This window comes from Scatolibacter rhodanostii (genome assembly GCF_900197595.1).
Lineage (GTDB): Bacteria > Bacillota > Clostridia > Oscillospirales > Acutalibacteraceae > Scatolibacter > Scatolibacter rhodanostii.
The window spans coordinates 203,397-222,097 of the sequence record NZ_FZLO01000001.1 but is presented as its reverse complement, the minus strand read 5'-3'; the positions used below and the strand labels follow the sequence as shown (position 1 = coordinate 222,097).

Sequence of the window (18,701 nt, the reverse complement as noted above, 5' to 3'; positions counted from 1 at the left end):
TATATTTTCTCTTTTCTTAATCAATTTCATAGAACTATAATTCTCATTTTCGGCTTAAAATTATCATTTGTTATTTCAACATTACTCTTACGAGTTTTTCAAGCTACACTGGTTGCTCCTTTCTTAATATATGTCTCTATTGCCCCTAGAAAATTTTCTCAACAGAGGACAATTTTATATCTTTCGTCTTCATATAATTAAGAACTGAAGCTTCCAACAACAACAACAACAACAACAACCTGTCACTAAGAGAATTTCGACTCCATTCACAACCTTTAAATAAAATCTCTTATATAGAAGCACCTCATTCTCTTGCAGATACTGTATTTCATTTTTGCTCTATCAAATAGTTCATTTACTGTCGGCACAATTATGTCTCCCAGTTGAGATAACCATATAGACAATGTTATTATTTTGATCGTATAACTTTTCCTACCAATTTACAACACCAAATCGCCTATTTGCACATATATTTACAAAATATTTAATTTTATTTTTCTTAGTCACAACAATGCGTCATCAGAATGATACATTTAACATTAAGTTCAAAGACCACATTATCTGCTATGATGTTTTCAATGAATATCCTGTAAAGCTAAATATGTTGCAGGATTAAGGCAAATAGCCTAAACGGCTATCGGGAAAAATATTGAAGTCGAATAAAAACCCGAACACAAATATGTGTCTCCTAGGAAAGTGAGCAAATTTGCTCACTTTTTCTTTTAGATTTACGATTGAAGTTAAGCACAAACTATCCACACCCTCTCCCCTATTTCAACCTTGCTTTATGTCCATTTTCTTAGTATAATTAAACATGATAATATTGTCCAAACTTTTGAAAGGAGGCTAACAATGGCGAACAAAAAAATTAAAGTATATCTCTATACGAGAGTATCAACCGTTATGCAGATAGACGGCTTTTCTCTCGATGCTCAAAAAGAAAGAGTCCGAAGGTATGCCGAAGCCTTTAACTATGAAATTGCGGGCGAATATGAAGATGCCGGAAAATCAGGTAAATCCATCGAGGGCAGAGCAGAATTTAAGAAAATGCTGGAGGATATTCAGTCTAACAAAGACGGAGTTTCTTATGTTCTGGTCTTTAAGTTGTCACGTTTTGGACGAAATGCAGCAGATATATTGACCAGTCTACAAATTATGCAGGACAGCAACGTCAATCTAATTTGTGTAGAAGACGGTATCGACAGTTCCAAAGATTCGGGTAAACTTGTCATTACTATCCTTTCAGCCGTTTCCGAAATTGAGCGTGAGAATATTTTAGTCCAAACCATGGAAGGTAGAAGACAGAAAGCCCGAGAAGGAAAATGGAATGGTGGATTTGCCCCCTATGGCTTTTCTTTGATTAGCGGAAAGTTGGAAATTGAAGAAAGTGAAGCCGAAGCAATTCGCCTGATTTTTGATAAATATGTGAACACAGACATGGGTGCAAATGGTATCGCCAAATATCTGCAACAGCAAGGCATTCATAAAAAAGAAAAGCAGAATGGAAAAAATCCTTTCTTCTCTGCTGGTCTGATTCGTCAGATATTGGACAATCCTGTTTACAACGGTAAAATATCATATGGTCGCAGAAAAAATGAAAAGATAGCCGGTACAAGAGGTAAATATCATATTGTTAAGCAAGATGACTTTATGGTATCTGAGGGAATCCATGAAGCTATTATCGATGAAGATACATGGGAGAAAGCTCAGAAAAAGCGCAAAGTACAAGCGAACAAATATGAACACGTATATAAAAGTAAAGACGAAAAGATACATCTTCTGTCCGGTATTCTATGCTGTCCCCTCTGCGGTTCTGGTATGTACGGAAACAAGTCTACCAAGAAGAAAAACGGAAAGCATTACAAAGATTATTTTTACTATGGATGCAAGCACAGAACTTTATTAAACGGTCATGCTTGTACATTCAACAAGCAACTGCAAGAGGAAAAATTGAATGATGCTGTTACAGAGGTCATCAGCAGTTTAGTGAAGAACCCAAATTTCGCTGATGTTATGCAGAAGAAAATTAACATCAAAACCGACACTGCCGAGATAGAAAAAGAAATAGCCAATTTCCAAAAACAGTTAGGTCAGTATATTGGCACAAAGCGAAGTCTTGAAAAACAGATAGACAACCTTGCTTATGAGGACAGACATTACGATAGAAAGCTATCCGATTTACAGGACAGACTAGATACAATGTATGATAACATCGATGATATTGAGCAGAGCTTGAAAGAATGCAGAGACAGAAAGCAAGCCATTGAAGCCGAAAAGCTGACCGGCGATAACATCTACAAAACTCTGATTTATTTTGATAAGCTATACGATGTAATGGACGATGCTGACAAGCGTTCGTTGCTATCAGCGTTGATAAAACGAATTGATGTATATGAAGAAGCGAAGCCCAACGGGCAGTGGCTAAAGTCTATTCTTTTTAAGCTTCCTATCATTGAAGAGAACTTAGAAATCGGTTTGGACAATGATGTGTATGTTGAGACATGCGTCCTTTTAGGTAGGGAAAATATCGATGATGTTAAATACGCTTACGTGGACTATGAGCCAACAGATGCAGAATACCTAAACGGCATATCTGGAAGTGCTACGTATAGAGAAATTCGTGAGTGGGTAAAGAAAGAGTATAACCTGAATGTTACAAGCCTGAATATCGCTCAGGTGAAAGAAGAATGTGGCTTTGAGAAACGTCCGAATTACAATACAGGCTCCCAAACCAACCGAGTGCCAAACTGTCCGACTGATAAGGAAAAAGCGATTGTGAAGGCATTTAAGCACTTTGGAATGCGGTAGAATTGAAAAAGATATTTATATTCTTAATAACAGCAAGATGCAGGCGGATTTTTTTCCGTCTGCATCTTTTTTTGTTTAAATTTTTTACTGCTTAACCAACAACTTTGATTCGTGATTGGAAAATTTTTAACCTAATAAAAACATTCTCTATTATACCATTGCGAATCCAATTCGACATAAGTCGACAATTTGAACAAAAATATATTTATTAGACATTCTATAAGAGTCATTTATTATATAAAATTGTTGAGAATAAGAAAATTATATGTTATTATTATCATCGTATTAATTGATTTATAATTTGAAGAATTGATGATTATAGCAATTAGGGAAAATATGGTTAAGCTTATATTATATTGAAAAATTGAAATTGTAGAGGATTGAATATGATAATACAGGAACTTAAAGAAGAAATTATACGTAAATTTCAAATTGTAAGCGAAAATAACTTTGAAATCTTACAGAAAATGAGTGGGGGTTTTTCTGGTGCAGAAGTCTATCAAATAGCTCTAAAAAATGATTCGCACTGGAAAGGTAATTTTTTTCTAAAAATTGATGCATCCGCAGATGAATTTTCTTTAGACCAAAAAGAAATCAAATTCCCTTCAATGGCTAAGCAGCTTGCAAAAAAGAAAATAGGTAATTATTATGTCTTGCTTATGGAGATTGCAGGTAAAAGTAACAATGATTTTACAGATTTTTATGGACTGGAGTCTCCTCAACGCAGAGAAGAAATGGTAACTTACGTATTTGAAAATTTATTAAATGCTCATGATATTAAAACATCTTCTGCTATTGAAAACAATGTTGAATTTGCAACGTTATGCAAAAATTTACTTGGGGATAAGCTAAATGAAGATAGTGTGTTATCTAAATATCTGCATAACTCAATTTCGAATGCTTCCAAAGCTTATAATATTCAATTCAAAGATATGGTATTACCAAACCCGTATTTGTATGGCACCGATCAAAATCTTCTGAATAACTATAAATGTACAAAATTCACTGTTCCACAGCATGGCGATTTTCACGGCAACAATCTTTTTATTTCCCAATCAAGATATTCATATGATTATTCGATAATTGATTTTGATTCATATCGGAAAGATGGGCTTCTATTTTTTGATTCTTCCTACTTTGCCTTAAGCTTATTGTTAAAGAGGCTAGAAAATACTTCTTTAATGAAATTTGTAAGTACGATTCAGAAAATAACGAATGAAGAATGGCAAGATTTAGACTTCAAGGATAAAAATGTGTTAAAAAATATTTTTGAAGGAGAAAAAAAATATATTATAGATAGTTATGATACAGAATTTTCCTATCGTGACAAATTGGTTGAAACCCAATTAATATCAAAAATTATTGCTGGACTAAATTATGCCGGCAAAAAAAAAGTATCCCCTGAAGTTAGAGATAGGGCATTTATTTTTGCATCTGTATATTTAAAAAAACTATTTGAGTTAACTCATTTTGATGGATGGAAGGATGTTGCGGTTCAACAATGGCAGCCTAAGAAGGTCATTGCATCTAACAGCTATAATAAAATAAACTCGTTGATGGACAAATACAATTATCTTTCATCAAATCAAAGGACTATTTTAATTATTGGAGAAAATTTTACATGTAGCACGTATGTTGCAGAAGGGCTACCTAGAGTACAGTGGTCTGGAGTGATATCTTTTTGCAACAACACAGCCGATAATGAATTAAAAAAGCATATAGCGGACACCCGATTATTGAAGCAAATAACTTCTAACGATATAGATGACGCACTTGATGCTATTACCGGAAACACTATATGGTGGTTAAATGCTAATGGGATTACTAGCATTCCCGAAACACTTTCAGACAGCTTTGCGTCATGGCGTATCAAAAATTTCTCTTTCTTACAAAAAGTTATATTACAGATTAACAACTCGTATGCACCTGAAGATATAACTTTTATCATTGACTCTGAAAGTTTTAATGTTTGTAATGAACACCTCATTAGGGTTCTTGAACAGTTTGATTTATGTGACAATGTTGCAATGAGCGCAGCCGTTTTGGGAGATATGTCCTCTGTTTTAATAAAAGAAAATTTTTTAAATATAAGCTATTTACAGTACTCTTTTTCTCTTGAAGAGCTTTCACTTTATTTTATTGATAATTTTCCAAGTAAACGGTTATCTAGAAGTTATCTACCTCATATAACTGATAAGTTAGGGGTACAATTAGACAGTGAAGATGAAAAGTTTATTGGTCAATACGTAGTTTTAGTTAACGACGCTTTGCTCGAAAAGGAACCAAAGGATTCCTCTGACAAGAAAAATGATTTCTATTATGGAGATACTATCTCATGGACTGCAATCTCAGAAAAAAGTTATATCGATAGAGAAGAATTTCAGAAGCATTTAAATACTATCACCAATTTGCTACTTGTTGGTAAACCAAATGATCAGGATGTTTATCGCATTCCACACTTACCTGGAGCGGGTGCTACTGTCATGTGCAAGAAAATCTGTTGGGATTTGAGAAAAACATATCCCGTAATCGAAATTTCAAATATCAATGATAATTTGTACGAATGTTGCAAAAGAATTAATTCTATATCCAGCAAACATATTATTATAGCGCTAGATGATGGGTTTTCACAAAATGAGGTACTTATGCTTTTGGGGAAGTTAAAAAGCTTAAATATCAAGTGCTTAATTATTAATATGGCTAGACAATATAGAAAGATTACAGATGAAAATCAGAACCTAGCAGTCCAAGAAGAACTTGGTATATTATCCGTTGATGATTCTAGAAATTTTAAAATTCGCTATATTGAACAATTGAAAAATTTTAGTGACTTACAAGCACATTTGTTAAAAATGAGAGAAGACGGATTAGAAAAACTAACTAGCAACCTGAATTATACTCGCTTTCGTCTGCCATTTTTCTATGGCATGTATGCTTTTGAAAATGATTTTAAAGGAATTAACGAGTATGTTGATTCTATTGTTGAGAAAATCAAAACTGATTCCAAGTTTACTACGGTTATTAATTATGCTGCACTAATTACATATTTTTCAGAAGGGGACGGATTATTTGTAGCTCTGGCAAAAAAGCTGATTACTGAAAAATTTAAATCCTTGAATGAGTTAATCAGAGGTATTAATGCCGAATTTTCAAATCTAGTATATTGTGAAGAAACTACACTCAAGATATGTCACCCTATTATTGCATATGAATTACTCAAGCGGCAATCACTGTTAGAAATAGCACCGCTAACCCAATTATGTAAAAATTTTATAGTTGACCATAAAAAAATCTCTTCTTCCAACATTACATTTGATAGGCTTAAGAAACTTTTAACTAATATGTTTGTTACTCGAAATACCGAATTGGATGTTAGTGACGATGCAGGTGTATCTAAAAATAATTTTTCACAAATTATTTTAGATATTAATAACCACGCCTCTCAGGAAGAAGTGTTTAAGTGCTTAGTAGATTGTTATCCAGAAGAAGCAAGTTTCTACCAACATTACGGGAGATTAATAATTTCAAATAATCCCTCAGATATTGATAATGCTGCTCAACAATTAACTAAGGCTATAAATCTTGAACCTTCTAATAATACTAATTATCACACAAGAGGCATTTGCTATAAGAGACATATATGGGATATGCTTACAAAAATGGGTAAAGAGATTGATTCCAACACTATATTTAATAAAATAGGACAATTAGTGGAGATGGCAATTAAAGATTTTCAAAAAAGCATAGAACTAGGCGAAAGTTATGGAAATGAATCATTACTTGTATACCCTTATACTTCAATTATTCAAATATCAACATATGTAGTTACTTGCCTGATAAAGCATTCGGGAATGCAAGGGAATCCAAGTGAATTTTTTAATATACATAATTCTATGACGCAATGGTGTGAATCAGTATTAGCCACCGCCCAAAGCTACAATTCGGATACAGAATTTCGCTATTCCAGCATTAGAGAAGATAAAGCATTTTCAAAAGCAACACAATTTTTCAATTATATATCACTCAATCAAAGCGAACTTAAAAGCAAAATAATAAGCACTCCTAATAACAATGACCTAAAGAAAATATATTTAAGTAATATTCAATTGAGAGGTGAAATATGGGATAATATGCCACTGATGAATATTAAAGAAGCAAGCGGATATTGTGAAGATTTAATAATATTGAATCAAGCAAGGAGCGGTATTGTATGGAAATGGTTTAACTTATATACACGCCTTCCAGACTTTGAATATACTCATTTGTTTTCAATCCTTGAATCAATGCCATCCATCGAAACTAATTTATTAGTAAATTTTTTATTGTATGTTTCATATTTTTGTAAATATCTTTCAAATATTAATGATGTCAATGCTGCTCAAAAATGTTTAGACTACCTGGACAGAACTAAAACGTTAGGGAAACATGATAATAAATTTACAATGACTCAATTATATTATTCTGGGAATGGTCAATTACCAATCGCATCAAAAAATGGAGATTATCTGCGGTTTTCATGTACAGTAATTAACGAAATCAAAACACCTCAAAGCGGACACCTATCATTAGATTTAAATCCAAAATTTAAAGCATTTTTTGTTCCAGCAAAAACAGGACTTAAAGTTGGACAATCCTTTGAAAAAGCGGTTGATGCTATTATTGGTTTCAGCTATGATGGTTTACGAGCTTGGGATATAAAAGAGATTGACTAATACTAAGATTATATCCAAATTATGCCTTTCAAAATTGATAGTTATTGTATCCTTCATATTATCCCATTTTATAAAGGATACAAACTAACTATAACGTCCCTCAACATATTAGGCAATAACACAATAGCCCTGTGAGATTATCCTTTAATTCATGGATGCTAATTGCCCTAATGTTTCTAGTTGCTATTCCTGCAATATGTACAGATATCAAAACCTTTAATAGTTGTATTTATTGCAATCTTCACTACTGTTTGCAATACTCTCATTCAAGTCCAATGATAAAACATATCTACCCTTTTCTTTTATGTTGGCACTACTGTTTTTCGTGTTGTTTGTTATGGGAGATAAATCAGAATTTTAAGGAACACTGATATTTAAAGAAGGTCTATGGCAAAGATTAAATTTGATATTTATGTATCTGCCACTGGGATATATTTCAGTAAGAAATATTTTTGGCTGAATTTAAACCGAGAAATTTAGTTTACTTTACCCCAAAAAGATGACACTATAAAACTTTCATTTTGCAGGTAAGTTACTCTCTACAATGAGCAAATTTGAGGTTTTGAAAGTTAAATCCTAAACTTCCCATTATGTTTATGATGGACAAGTAGATTATGGCAAAATAATTACAATAATCAAATCAGAAAACAGGTGGATAAGTGACGAAAAAGAAAATTGATAAAACAAAAAAGATAAATTTTTCTACACCTAAGTCAACGATTCAAGAATTGCAGGATTCAAGAACAGGAGGGCAAATTGCACTAACAGGATTTACGTATCAATTTTTATATTCTTGCTATTTGATATTATCTGAAATAGATGAAAATACGGTTTTTTATTTAGAGGGAATTGAAGATATAGATAAGATTAGTCTTAAAGATTCAGATGATTGTATTAGCCATATACAATTAAAATATTCTACACAAAAACAAGATGCCAGTTTTCTAAAAGATGTTCTAAAAAATTATTTGGAAGCCTATCTTATAAATAAAAATCGAAATTTTAAATTGATTTATGATTTTCAGGTTGCTTCGAAAAATTTGAGTAAACTTTTTGATTGCAGTTTAGATACTACTTCCAACAATTATTGGGCAAAGATAATTGAGAAAATTAAAGAAGAAAATCCATTTTGGAATTGGAATAACTTCTCATACGATAGCTTTATCTCCAAGCTTTCTTTTGAAAAAAAAGAAAAAAGCACTTTGTCTCGAGAAATTGAAAAGCTGCTGATAGACACTTACGATATTGTAACAGACAATATTTCTATATTTGCAAACGGTCTTAAAATTTGTTGTTTAGAAAAAATGGAACACAGAAATAGCATTAATAAAAATGAGCTTGATACAGTAATTCTCAATATTAAAGATGACATTAGCAAGGGTGTACATAACCCTGCACACAGTTGGATAAAAAAAGTTGTTTTTGAGTCTGGTGAAAACACCCAAACAGACTATAGCTATTATGAAGGAAAAAAACCTTCTTATCAGGATATCGCACGGCACTTACCAGTTAAAAGAACTTTATTGGAAAAAGAAGTTGCTATATCTGTCGAAGAAAATAGAGTGACTGTGATTAAAGCATCGAGCGGTCAAGGGAAAACAACCTTGGCTCTTAAAGTTGCATATGACTTGCAAGAGCAATATACAATTTATCAGCTTTTATGGTGTAATGACCATAAAGAGTTGAGCAATATAGTTTCTTATTTTGCCACAAGAGTAAAAATGGGAGAAAAGCCACTAATTATTATTGATAATCTAGATTCTCAACTTAGTGAGTGGAATAAATTAGCCCAACTTCTACAAGATGACGTAACATATCATTACAGATTAGTTATAACGACCAGAGAAGACGATTGGTATAATTATAGCGGAGATTTAAGCAATGTTAGATCCTTACAAGTAGTTAAATTGTTTCTTAGTGAAGAAGAAGCGCAGAGTATTTTTAAAGTGCTTAGTCAAACAGGTAAATTGCACCCATCAATTACAGATTGGCGAAAATCGTTTAGGATTGTTGAAAAAAAGAAATTACTGATTGAATATATTTATTTACTTACCCATGGCGAAATGCTATCTGAGCGAATCAATAATCAAATTATTCAAATTAGTGGTACTAATTCCGGTAAAATTAAGTGCGAAATTCTTCGCAAGATCTGTTTCGCAGACATATGCGGTATTAAACTTTCAGCAAATAAACTCATTGGTAGTTTAACAGAAACAACCTCTCAAGATTATGGAGAACTCCTAAAGAGCATTGAAAATGAATTTTTAATTCGCATTGATAGTACGAAAAAACATATAGAAGGATTACATCCAGTTCGATCACAGCACATTGTTGATAAGTTGCATGAATTTATTGAATTAGAAACTACTGCATTGCAAGTTATAAATATTGCAGATTCTACTTATTACGCCAAGCTATTTTCTTGTCTCCCAAAGTTAATAAGTAATAAAGAAAATTTCTATTTACAATTAGTTGAAGTGATATGGGATAAAAACAATTTGACCCCATATGTAGATGCTTTGCGTGGTATATTTTCTGGTAGCGTTATGAAATATTACCTTGCCAATCAGAGTATTTATGATGATGCAAACGAACATGGTGGTTTATTCCTTTTAGATATGGAGTTAAATCCATTTACTAAATTTGAGGAGATAGACACCTCCCTAAACACTTTAGATGATATACAAAAAATAGTGCCTGCTAACAAAAATATAGAATATCTAGGCAACCTTAGAAATACTACACCTAAAATAGATTTATCAAAAACAGACATCTACTTTCTGTGTAAATCTCTGCATGAACGCTTTAAAAATGATGAAGCCTTTAATATTACATCGGATATTACTTCATATGCTACAATTATTTATTGGCTCATCAACATTGACCATTCTTTTAATTTATCAAATAACATTTCCCTAAAATTGCTTTGGGAACGCTGTAACAGTTATTCCATAGATACTATATCGACTATTATGTACACTTGTTTTTGTGGAAACAGAGAAAGCTACATGGCGTATGTTTATGAAAATTTAGATTGTATTTTAGCATATTTAAGGAATGAAACTGAATCACTACAAGTATATGTTAACGAAAAAAGAGATGAAATCCATGTGAATTACATTCTCTTTGCAAGCGAAATCAATAAAGGCAATGACGAGAGTGTGGCAAGATTAAAAACCATATGCAAAATGCTTCCCATTTTTGATACTTATTGTGCTGATGCTATTAAACCAGTGATAGATGTACTGTCTGGATATGAAATCCCTAATGATGCACATAAGACTATGCCAATTAGAAATATTGTAATTATGTTCCATCAAGAATTCACATCCCTATGGAGCAAAACAATTCTCAGCAATTATGAATGCGATAGCGTTTATGAATGGCTAGAGCATTGGTTTTTTATTAGAACTAATATTGTAAATTTGACCAACAAAATTGTCGTGTGCATTCATAGACTGCTAGAGCAAAAACAATTAAGTAAACTTACAGACGAAATAGATGAACTTAGGGAAAAATTAAATAAAAAGCTGATTAGAGAGTATAAATATCCTTATGAGGATAGACCATTTGACGAAAAAGCAAATCTTCCAGAAGGGCTAAGTAAAATCAAAAACGACTTTTTTCAAAGCATACAAAATTTCTATAATCAAATAGTTGGATTTTTGAGTAGAGATAAGGAGAAATCTCGGTTAGCATTAATAAATTTACGACAGACATTGTCGACTCTAAAGAAAATGCAAACATACTTTAACGACATATGTACAGAACAAAAGATACTAATGGAAAACCATCAAGAGCTATGTAAAAATGAAGATGACGCATATCAAAGCTTGATGAGTTCATGTTTGTATTATAATGAACACAAACCTAGTAAATATTTTAATAAATATCAAATTACCGCATGGTATGAGAACAATTACAAAGATAAGCTCATAAAAACCAGAGAGGTTCTAAGTGATTTATCAGCTATATATTCCATTGTTTTCCCTACACGTTATTTCTGTGATGGAATACTAAAGAACTATCCACTTATTGCAAATAACTTTGATATAGCAGATGGTGATAAACTTTTTCATTTCTTGTACCTATGCACCCCTTTTGCCGAATTAGAATATGATTATTTGATTCTTTTATGTTGTAACAAATCTAATATCTTAATTCGTCATGGGTTAAAGATTCCAAAGAGATTTTTTGAGACACTAAAACAAGCTGTCGAAAATGAGGATGAGACTTTGATAAATGAATTCACTCCTGCTTTTCCTGTAGAAGTTACATCACAAATGGTGGAGTGTTTTTCCAATGGGTATGATATTGAAAAACCTGCTATTACAGGATATGAAAATGTCGACCGTGTTGGCGAACTTTTGTGGGCATTCTCAAAATCTCGGCAAGTGTTAATCGACAATCAAGATGCAAAGTATTTTAATATTATTGAAAAAAAGTATAAAGATGAAATTTTTAAAATTCTTGGAGATATTAGCAGCAAAATTCCAGAGAGGCATTTTACTGAAATCTCCAATATTTGCAAATCTGTATTTGAAGGCGAGGAATTTTTGGATGTGGAACTAAATGCGTTTTATAATAATCTAGTTAATGTATATTTAAGTTAATCATTTATTTCTATTTTGATGCTACCCAAAACTAATACCATTACACTGGTAAGCATACAAGAAAAGGATGGGCTGATATGGAGATTGGCTAACCTACTAGCTTATCTCATAGAAAAGTATGCAGACAAAATTGACCTAGAAAACTTATCAGACCCACCCAGACCAGCAAACAATTAGTTTGCTGGTTTTTTATTTTAGATTAGTGATAAAATACCACACGAAAACAACTCCTAAATATTACTGGCACAAACACACTCTAAAATGTGCAACGATTTAACACTGGAAAACCATGGGACAGCCAGAGCAGTTTCAGCATATCGCAAGAGATTGTACTCCGAAAGAATACGGAAAGCTAAAGGCTATGGCCATTCGGCTCTGCATCACGGATTGCAGTGGTGAGGTGTATTTTGTGGATATCATGCTGCAAGCTGGCTCTGTTGCTATTGGCTGGGTTGGTCATGTTTGTGAGATTCAATGGGTAGATAGATGAAAGTTTGGTGAAAACTATGCTGTTTTAATGGATTTATTCATAAAAAAGTGGTATGATTATTGCTAAGAAATTTACGAAATAGCAAAGATAAATTTGAATTTGAAAGGATTTAGATTGACTTGAATACAGAAAAGCAACACTCAAAAATGAATAAGAAAGCAAGGAAGAAGAAAGTGCTTATAGCATTTTTTGCTTTTGTTGGTGTAGTAGGAATACTTATACTCGGGCTATCATTATATGGTAAATATCAGCTGAGCAAAGTGCCTGCATTGTCTTTTGAGAAAGCACTTGAATATACCACAAAAAATAATGATGACGCCGTTATTACAGTCGGAATTATTCGTGATGGTCATATTTCTTATACTGTATATGGAGAAAACGGGAAAGAGCTTCCGCAAAAATTACATACATATGAAATCGGCTCTCTCACAAAAACATTCACTGCCGCCTTGATAAACATGGCAATCAGCGAAGGTAAGATTGATATAGATAGTACGATAGATACCTATTTGCCCCTCTCTGATCGTAACGAATACCCAACAATAAGGGAGCTTTTAACACATACTTCGGGATATAAAGGATACTATTTTGAATACCCGATGATTTCAAACTTCTTTGGTGGAAGAAACGATTTTTTCGGTATCACAAAGGAAATGGTACTTAACAAACTAAGTGATTTGAGTATGGATAAAGAAAGCTATGGTTTTACTTATTCAAATTTCGGATATGCGGTTTTAGGACTTTTGCTTGAAGCGGTATATGATGCCGATTATACAACTCTGGTAAACGAGTTCGCAGTGAGTAAATTGGGCTTGACCAGCACGAAGATTTCCGATAAAAGCGGAAATCTCGGTAACTATTGGGATTGGAAAGATAATGATGCTTATTTGTCCGCAGGAGCTATTACATCGAATATATCGGATATGCTTTTCTATACACAAATGCAGCTTGAAGAAAATTCGTACTTTGCTGAGTGTCATAACAGCCTTGAAACCATAAACGCTACAACCGAGGATTATAAGGCTATGGATATCCGTATGGATGAGATTGGAATGTCTTGGATTATTGATAGCGAGAACGGTATCATCTGGCACAATGGTGGCACAGGGAATTATAATAGCTATCTTGGATTTAATCCCGAGACTGGAACGGCAGTTGTAATATTGTCAAACCTCTCGCCCAACTACAGAATACCAGCGACAGTGTTAGGAGCAAAACTGTTAATGGAATTAGAGAATTAGCATACAGCGACAAATTTCAGTTTGTCTAAAACACAATATGCAAATTTTAAAGATCACTTCGGTGGTCTTTTTTCATGCCTGTCAAAAACAGGCATTCGCTACAGTGCAATTCGCCCTCGCCATTCCATGCAAACTTTCGCTTACTTGTTTGCAACGTATAAGACAAAATTGACTCGGAAAACTTACCTGACCCACCCAGACCAACAAACAATTAGTTTGTTGGTCTTTTCTATTCTCAAGCAAATTTTCCCAAGTAGTAATATCATATCTAAAAGTAAGCATTTCAAACTCTAAAAGCATCAATACTTTAATATCAAAATCAAAGAATATGATTTAAATCCCATGTATGAATTCAGAATAATTATACGTTTTGAGCATCTCGTTTTGACTGTTTTACAGTCATCGGGATGCTCTTTTTTTATAGAAACTGATTGAAAACAGTTCATTAAATCCAATCAGATTTTACAGCCAAATCGAAATATATTGATTTAAAACCAATGCGAAAATACGCAAAATAAAGGCTCAAAAAATGTATGCAGCGTGCATACAAAATGCCCTGAAAAACAGAAATGCAACAAACGCAATCGTGTGCCAAAGGGGGTCAAAAAAACGCAATAAAAATCGCCCCTAAACCCTTGGTATTACTGAAGACGATTGCAAAGATTGCAAATTGCAATCCAAAACAGGCGCAATTTTAAGAAAATTGCAATCATATTTGCAACAGTAAAACAAACCTGAAAAACAAAAACTCAACAAACTCAATCGTGTGCCACAGGGGGTCAAAAATCCTCAACAAAATAAGCTCGCAAAGCCATGGTACAGCTAGAGCTGTTGAGATTGTTGAGAATCTCAACTCAAAAAACATGAGAATTTCAGAAATCCTCAACAGTGTTTGCAACACTAAAAAGAGCCGAAAAACCGCACCAGTCCTCGCTTACGCTCGCACGATGTGCGAAGAGAAAACCCGTTTTAGCCAATTATTGAAAAAACATGGCTAAAAGCGAAAAGGGCATAAGGAATCGTGGCTCCGTCGCTTCTCTCCGTTCGGTCGGCATAGCCGACACGATTGTCTGCTTACGCAGCCACTTTGTCCGTGCTGATGCACTACCAAAGTCCTTACTGCGGAGCTTACGCTCCTTGCTTTTCAGATGTCCACCGGACACCTGAAAAGTCTGCCCTAATCGTGGCAAGCCACTCAAAGAGGAAAAACGTATTTTGTTGCAAAATACTGAAAGTAAAATACATCAAATGCGTAATCGCATTTGCGAGAGAAAGGACAGGGATTTTATTCTAAAAAAAGGAGAGGTGAAAAAATGAAACGAGTTCTTCCGTTTAACACAGAACAAATTACAGATGGCATCGGGCTCATTCTAGCAAAACATGAATCGGAGCAATTTTTTCAGCAATTCAAAAAAGTTCGTTTGCCCCATATGACACAAAAGGATGAACTTTACTTTGATAAAACACAGAGAGGTGAAGATTTCACTTTTATTGAATCCACCAATGTCGTACGAATGATACGGCTCAGCAAGCATACAAACACAATTTTATTGAAGAATCAAAAGGATGAATCTTTCTTTTTAACTGTTAGTGATGAAATGTTGGTCTGTGCTGATAAACCGACTGATTCTATGTCTTTATTGAAAAATCAATCCTACATCTTCATTAGAGAACTCATAAATGAATATCGCTGTAAACTGCATGCTTTTTTACCCGAGGATTTCGACTATCAAAATCATATTTATCAGTTTTCCTATTACGAAGATATTTTTGATAAACCAAAATAATTTTAATAAGGAGTAATTTATTATGAACAAATCAAACGAAACTGTAATGCTAAACTATGCAGGCAAAGAACACAAAATCCCTCTTGATAAAATACAAGAGTTCAGAGTGCATCTTTCCAAAATACCTGCATTTAAACCTGTGAACATTGATTTACATATCAGCTTTATGTACAGCGGAAATCAGCTTGCTATCAAAGAATTTCTCGACTGGTACAAATCAAATTCGTTTTAAAACACACAAATTATTAAGTAAAGAGTTTTGGACAGCCAAAAATAAATTTCAAATTCCATAAAACTTTTTTGAAGCTTTTCCTGTCTTAGTTATAAACACATAAAATTCTTCCACTTAAAATACAGAAAGGAAATTAAACCCTATGAATGAATTACTTAAAAAAACGTATGAAGCTGTCATCTGTTATGAAAAAGATACAATTGAAATGAGCAGCCGTGTTGATGCTGAAATCAATACACTCCTCAAAACGTATGCCAAACAATCGACAGACAAAGAAACCGAACAAATCAAAAGCCTCCTGTACCAAACCGCATTAACCGCTGAACAAGAAGGATTCCAGTTGGGCATAAAATACACCCTAAAAACGTTGCTCGACATTTTATCCGATTAAAGGATGTCAAGCATCTTTAAGATTTTCAATTTTTTGTCAATGTCATAGTATTTCAGCTTATCCATAATTTTGTCATCCAGCGTCTTTTCCTTCTCCTTGTCGACCCCAAAGGTGTATTCCCCACCGATGAAAAAATCTACACTGCATTCCAGTATATTGGCAATCTTGATAAGGAGGGTTAAAGACGGATTTGCACGACCACATTCAATATTGCTGACGTGGCTTGGATTCACATTCAGTTGATTCGCAATCGCTTCTTGCGTAACGGCGAGAGCTTGTCTGCGTTCTTTGATTCTCTGTCCGATTGTCACGAAATCTAAGTCATTCATGGCTTTGCTCCTCATCTTTACTGCTTTTATTTATTTTAATGCAGTAACAGCAAGGAAATAATAGGCTAATTTAAAATAACATTAGTAATAACTAAATATATTGTGCTATAATGTCCATATGGATTTTATTTTGGTAATTTATAGAAAAGTGTAGGAGAGTGATTTTTGATGACAGAAAAGACAGACAGATAAAGTTTTCAATAATTCCAAAACACAAGATTCACAAATCAAATTGGCAAGACCCGCATTACGCTGTATTTTAAAAACTAACTGGATGCAGCAAAAAACCATTCTATGAACAGCTAAATTCATGATTTACCAGAATGAAGTCAGCTCGTTTAGCAAACGAAAATAGGATATAAAACGAAAGGAATAAGCGAATGAATAAACCCAAGTTTAAAAGTTCAAAAAAGGTTATGGCAGTTCTGCTAAGTGCTGTTCTAGCTATAAGCTCATTTGGACTAACCGCATTGGCAGCAAATGTTTCTGAACCTGAAAATCCATCTGCTGTATCCGAAGAAAGCAAACCCGAAGTTAGTGAAGAGTCCTCTGTAAGTGAGCCTGAAAGCAGCGAAGAATCTTCTGCAAGCGAGCCTGAAAGCAGTGAAGAATCTTCTGCTATATCCGAAGAAAGCAAACCTGAAACTAGTGAAGAGTCTTCTGCTGTTCCTGAGGAAAGCACCCCCGAGAGTAGTGAAGAATCTTCTGCTGTTTCTGAAGAAAGCAAACCCGAGAGCAGTGAAGAAAAAACTCTGGTTAGCGGAGATTTCAATTATAGACTGCTTGAAGACGGCACTGTTGAAATCGCTTATTATACTGGTAGCAATAAAGATGTGTCAATTCCAAGTGAAATTGATGGAAAAGCTGTAACCAGTATTGGAGACTCTGCTTTCTATAATCAGCAACTTACAAATGTAACAATACCAAACTCAGTAACAGTTATTAAAGCATTTGCCTTTTCTAATAATCAACTTACAAGTGTGATTATTCCAAATTCGGTAACGAAAATTGGCGGCGCTGCATTTCACAGAAACCAGCTCACAAATGTGACAATTTCAAATTCTGTGATAAAAATAGGAGAATTGGCATTTGCAGGCAATGAACTTATCGATGTGGCAATTCCAGATTCTGTGACAAGCATAGACTCATTTGCATTTGGCTCCAACAAACTGATGAGTGTGAAAATCCCTGAATCTGTGCAAACCATAGGGAGGTATGCTTTTGGTTTTGACGCAAAATATGCGGCAGATCCAGATGTAGGTGTTTCCCCCATCGATGGCTTCACCATCACAGGCACACCGAACTCTGCGGCACATACATACGCCACAGAAAACGAGTTTACCTTTATTGATGTAAACAATCAGCCGACGAATCCTACTCCTGCACCTACTACAACACCTTCTCCCACTCCAGTTGTCCCTACACCTGCTCCCACCACTGTTCCGACACCAAATCCTGACCATAAACAGCAGGATTTCAGTGACAATGAAACAGGCATTAAGCTAAACGGACATTTTGCTGATGGTGTAAACTTGGCAGTAGTGAAGAATCCAGCGTTTGCCACTGAGGGAACGAATGCTGCTCATGATGATATTCGCAAGCTGCAAAAGGAAAACAAGCTGTTATTCTGGTTTGATATTTCTGTTACAGGCGACTATTCAGGCGAATTTGAGCTGACTTTCCCTGTTGGTGCAGATTACAACGGACAATCACTCTCCATTCTGCACTATAAAGCTGACGGAACAATTGAAAAGCAAACTTCTAAAGTAGCGAACGGCGAAATTAAGGGCAAATTCACAAGCTTCTCTCCGTTTGCGATTGTAAAGGCGGATGAAGCAGCTGTTCAGCCAACTCCGGCAGCAACCACTGCTCCTACTGCTGATACAATAAGCAAATTGCCGCAAACAGGAGATTCTTCTTCTGTTGTTCTTTACTTATTAGTTGCAATGGTAGCTTTGGCAGCCATGGCAGTGCTGATTTATAAAGGCCGATATCAAAAACGTCATTCTTGAGCTAAAGTTATCACAAATAACAAAAACAAGTATGAGCTGAATTCCGGCAAATCGAATAACAAAAGTTTGTAGAAATCAGCAATTCT

Annotated in this window: 9 protein-coding genes and 1 pseudogene; 9 read left to right on the top strand and 1 reads right to left on the bottom strand. The window is 34.2% G+C overall.

Annotation, left to right across the window (positions count from 1 at the left end; genetic code table 11):
• Positions 1-852 precede the first annotated feature (852 nt).
• The 8 genes and pseudogenes from CS931_RS01000 to CS931_RS00965 all read left to right on the top strand — a co-directional run.
• Positions 853-2,529: pseudogene (locus CS931_RS01000) on the top strand (recombinase family protein); the annotation flags it as partial.
• A gap of 665 nt (positions 2,530-3,194) precedes the next feature.
• Positions 3,195-7,520 (top strand): hypothetical protein, encoded by a 4,326-nt coding sequence (locus tag CS931_RS00995; protein WP_099203897.1) that lies wholly within the window; start codon positions 3,195-3,197, stop codon positions 7,518-7,520.
• A gap of 659 nt (positions 7,521-8,179) precedes the next feature.
• Positions 8,180-12,133 (top strand): P-loop NTPase, encoded by a 3,954-nt coding sequence (locus CS931_RS00990; RefSeq protein ID WP_099203896.1) that lies wholly within the window; start codon positions 8,180-8,182, stop codon positions 12,131-12,133.
• Between the two features lie 289 nt (positions 12,134-12,422).
• Positions 12,423-12,623: a hypothetical protein gene (locus CS931_RS00985; protein WP_099203895.1), complete on the top strand. Its 201-nt coding sequence runs from the start codon at positions 12,423-12,425 to the stop codon at positions 12,621-12,623.
• Between the two features lie 119 nt (positions 12,624-12,742).
• Complete coding sequence (locus CS931_RS00980) at positions 12,743-13,864, top strand: serine hydrolase domain-containing protein (protein ID WP_200814924.1); 1,122 nt, start codon at positions 12,743-12,745, stop codon at positions 13,862-13,864.
• A gap of 1,313 nt (positions 13,865-15,177) precedes the next feature.
• Positions 15,178-15,651 carry a hypothetical protein gene (locus CS931_RS00975; RefSeq protein ID WP_099203894.1) on the top strand — a complete coding sequence of 158 codons (474 nt, stop codon included), beginning with the start codon at positions 15,178-15,180 and terminating at the stop codon, positions 15,649-15,651.
• 22 nt (positions 15,652-15,673) lie between these two features.
• Positions 15,674-15,883: a hypothetical protein gene (locus CS931_RS00970; RefSeq protein WP_099203893.1), complete on the top strand. Its 210-nt coding sequence runs from the start codon at positions 15,674-15,676 to the stop codon at positions 15,881-15,883.
• A 142-nt stretch (positions 15,884-16,025) separates the two neighbouring features.
• On the top strand, positions 16,026-16,274 hold the full coding sequence (locus tag CS931_RS00965) for a hypothetical protein (protein WP_099203892.1): 249 nt from the start codon (positions 16,026-16,028) through the stop codon (positions 16,272-16,274).
• On the opposite strand, the gene CS931_RS00960 is transcribed toward CS931_RS00965, so the two are convergent.
• Positions 16,271-16,603, bottom strand: coding sequence for a helix-turn-helix domain-containing protein (locus CS931_RS00960; RefSeq protein ID WP_159459705.1), 333 nt, complete (start codon positions 16,601-16,603; stop codon positions 16,271-16,273). The two genes, CS931_RS00965 and CS931_RS00960, sit on opposite strands and share 4 nt — an antisense overlap.
• 380 nt (positions 16,604-16,983) lie before the next feature.
• On the opposite strand from CS931_RS00960, the gene CS931_RS00955 reads away from it, so the two are divergent.
• Positions 16,984-18,615 (top strand): leucine-rich repeat domain-containing protein, encoded by a 1,632-nt coding sequence (locus CS931_RS00955; protein WP_099203890.1) that lies wholly within the window; start codon positions 16,984-16,986, stop codon positions 18,613-18,615.
• Positions 18,616-18,701 lie beyond the last annotated feature (86 nt).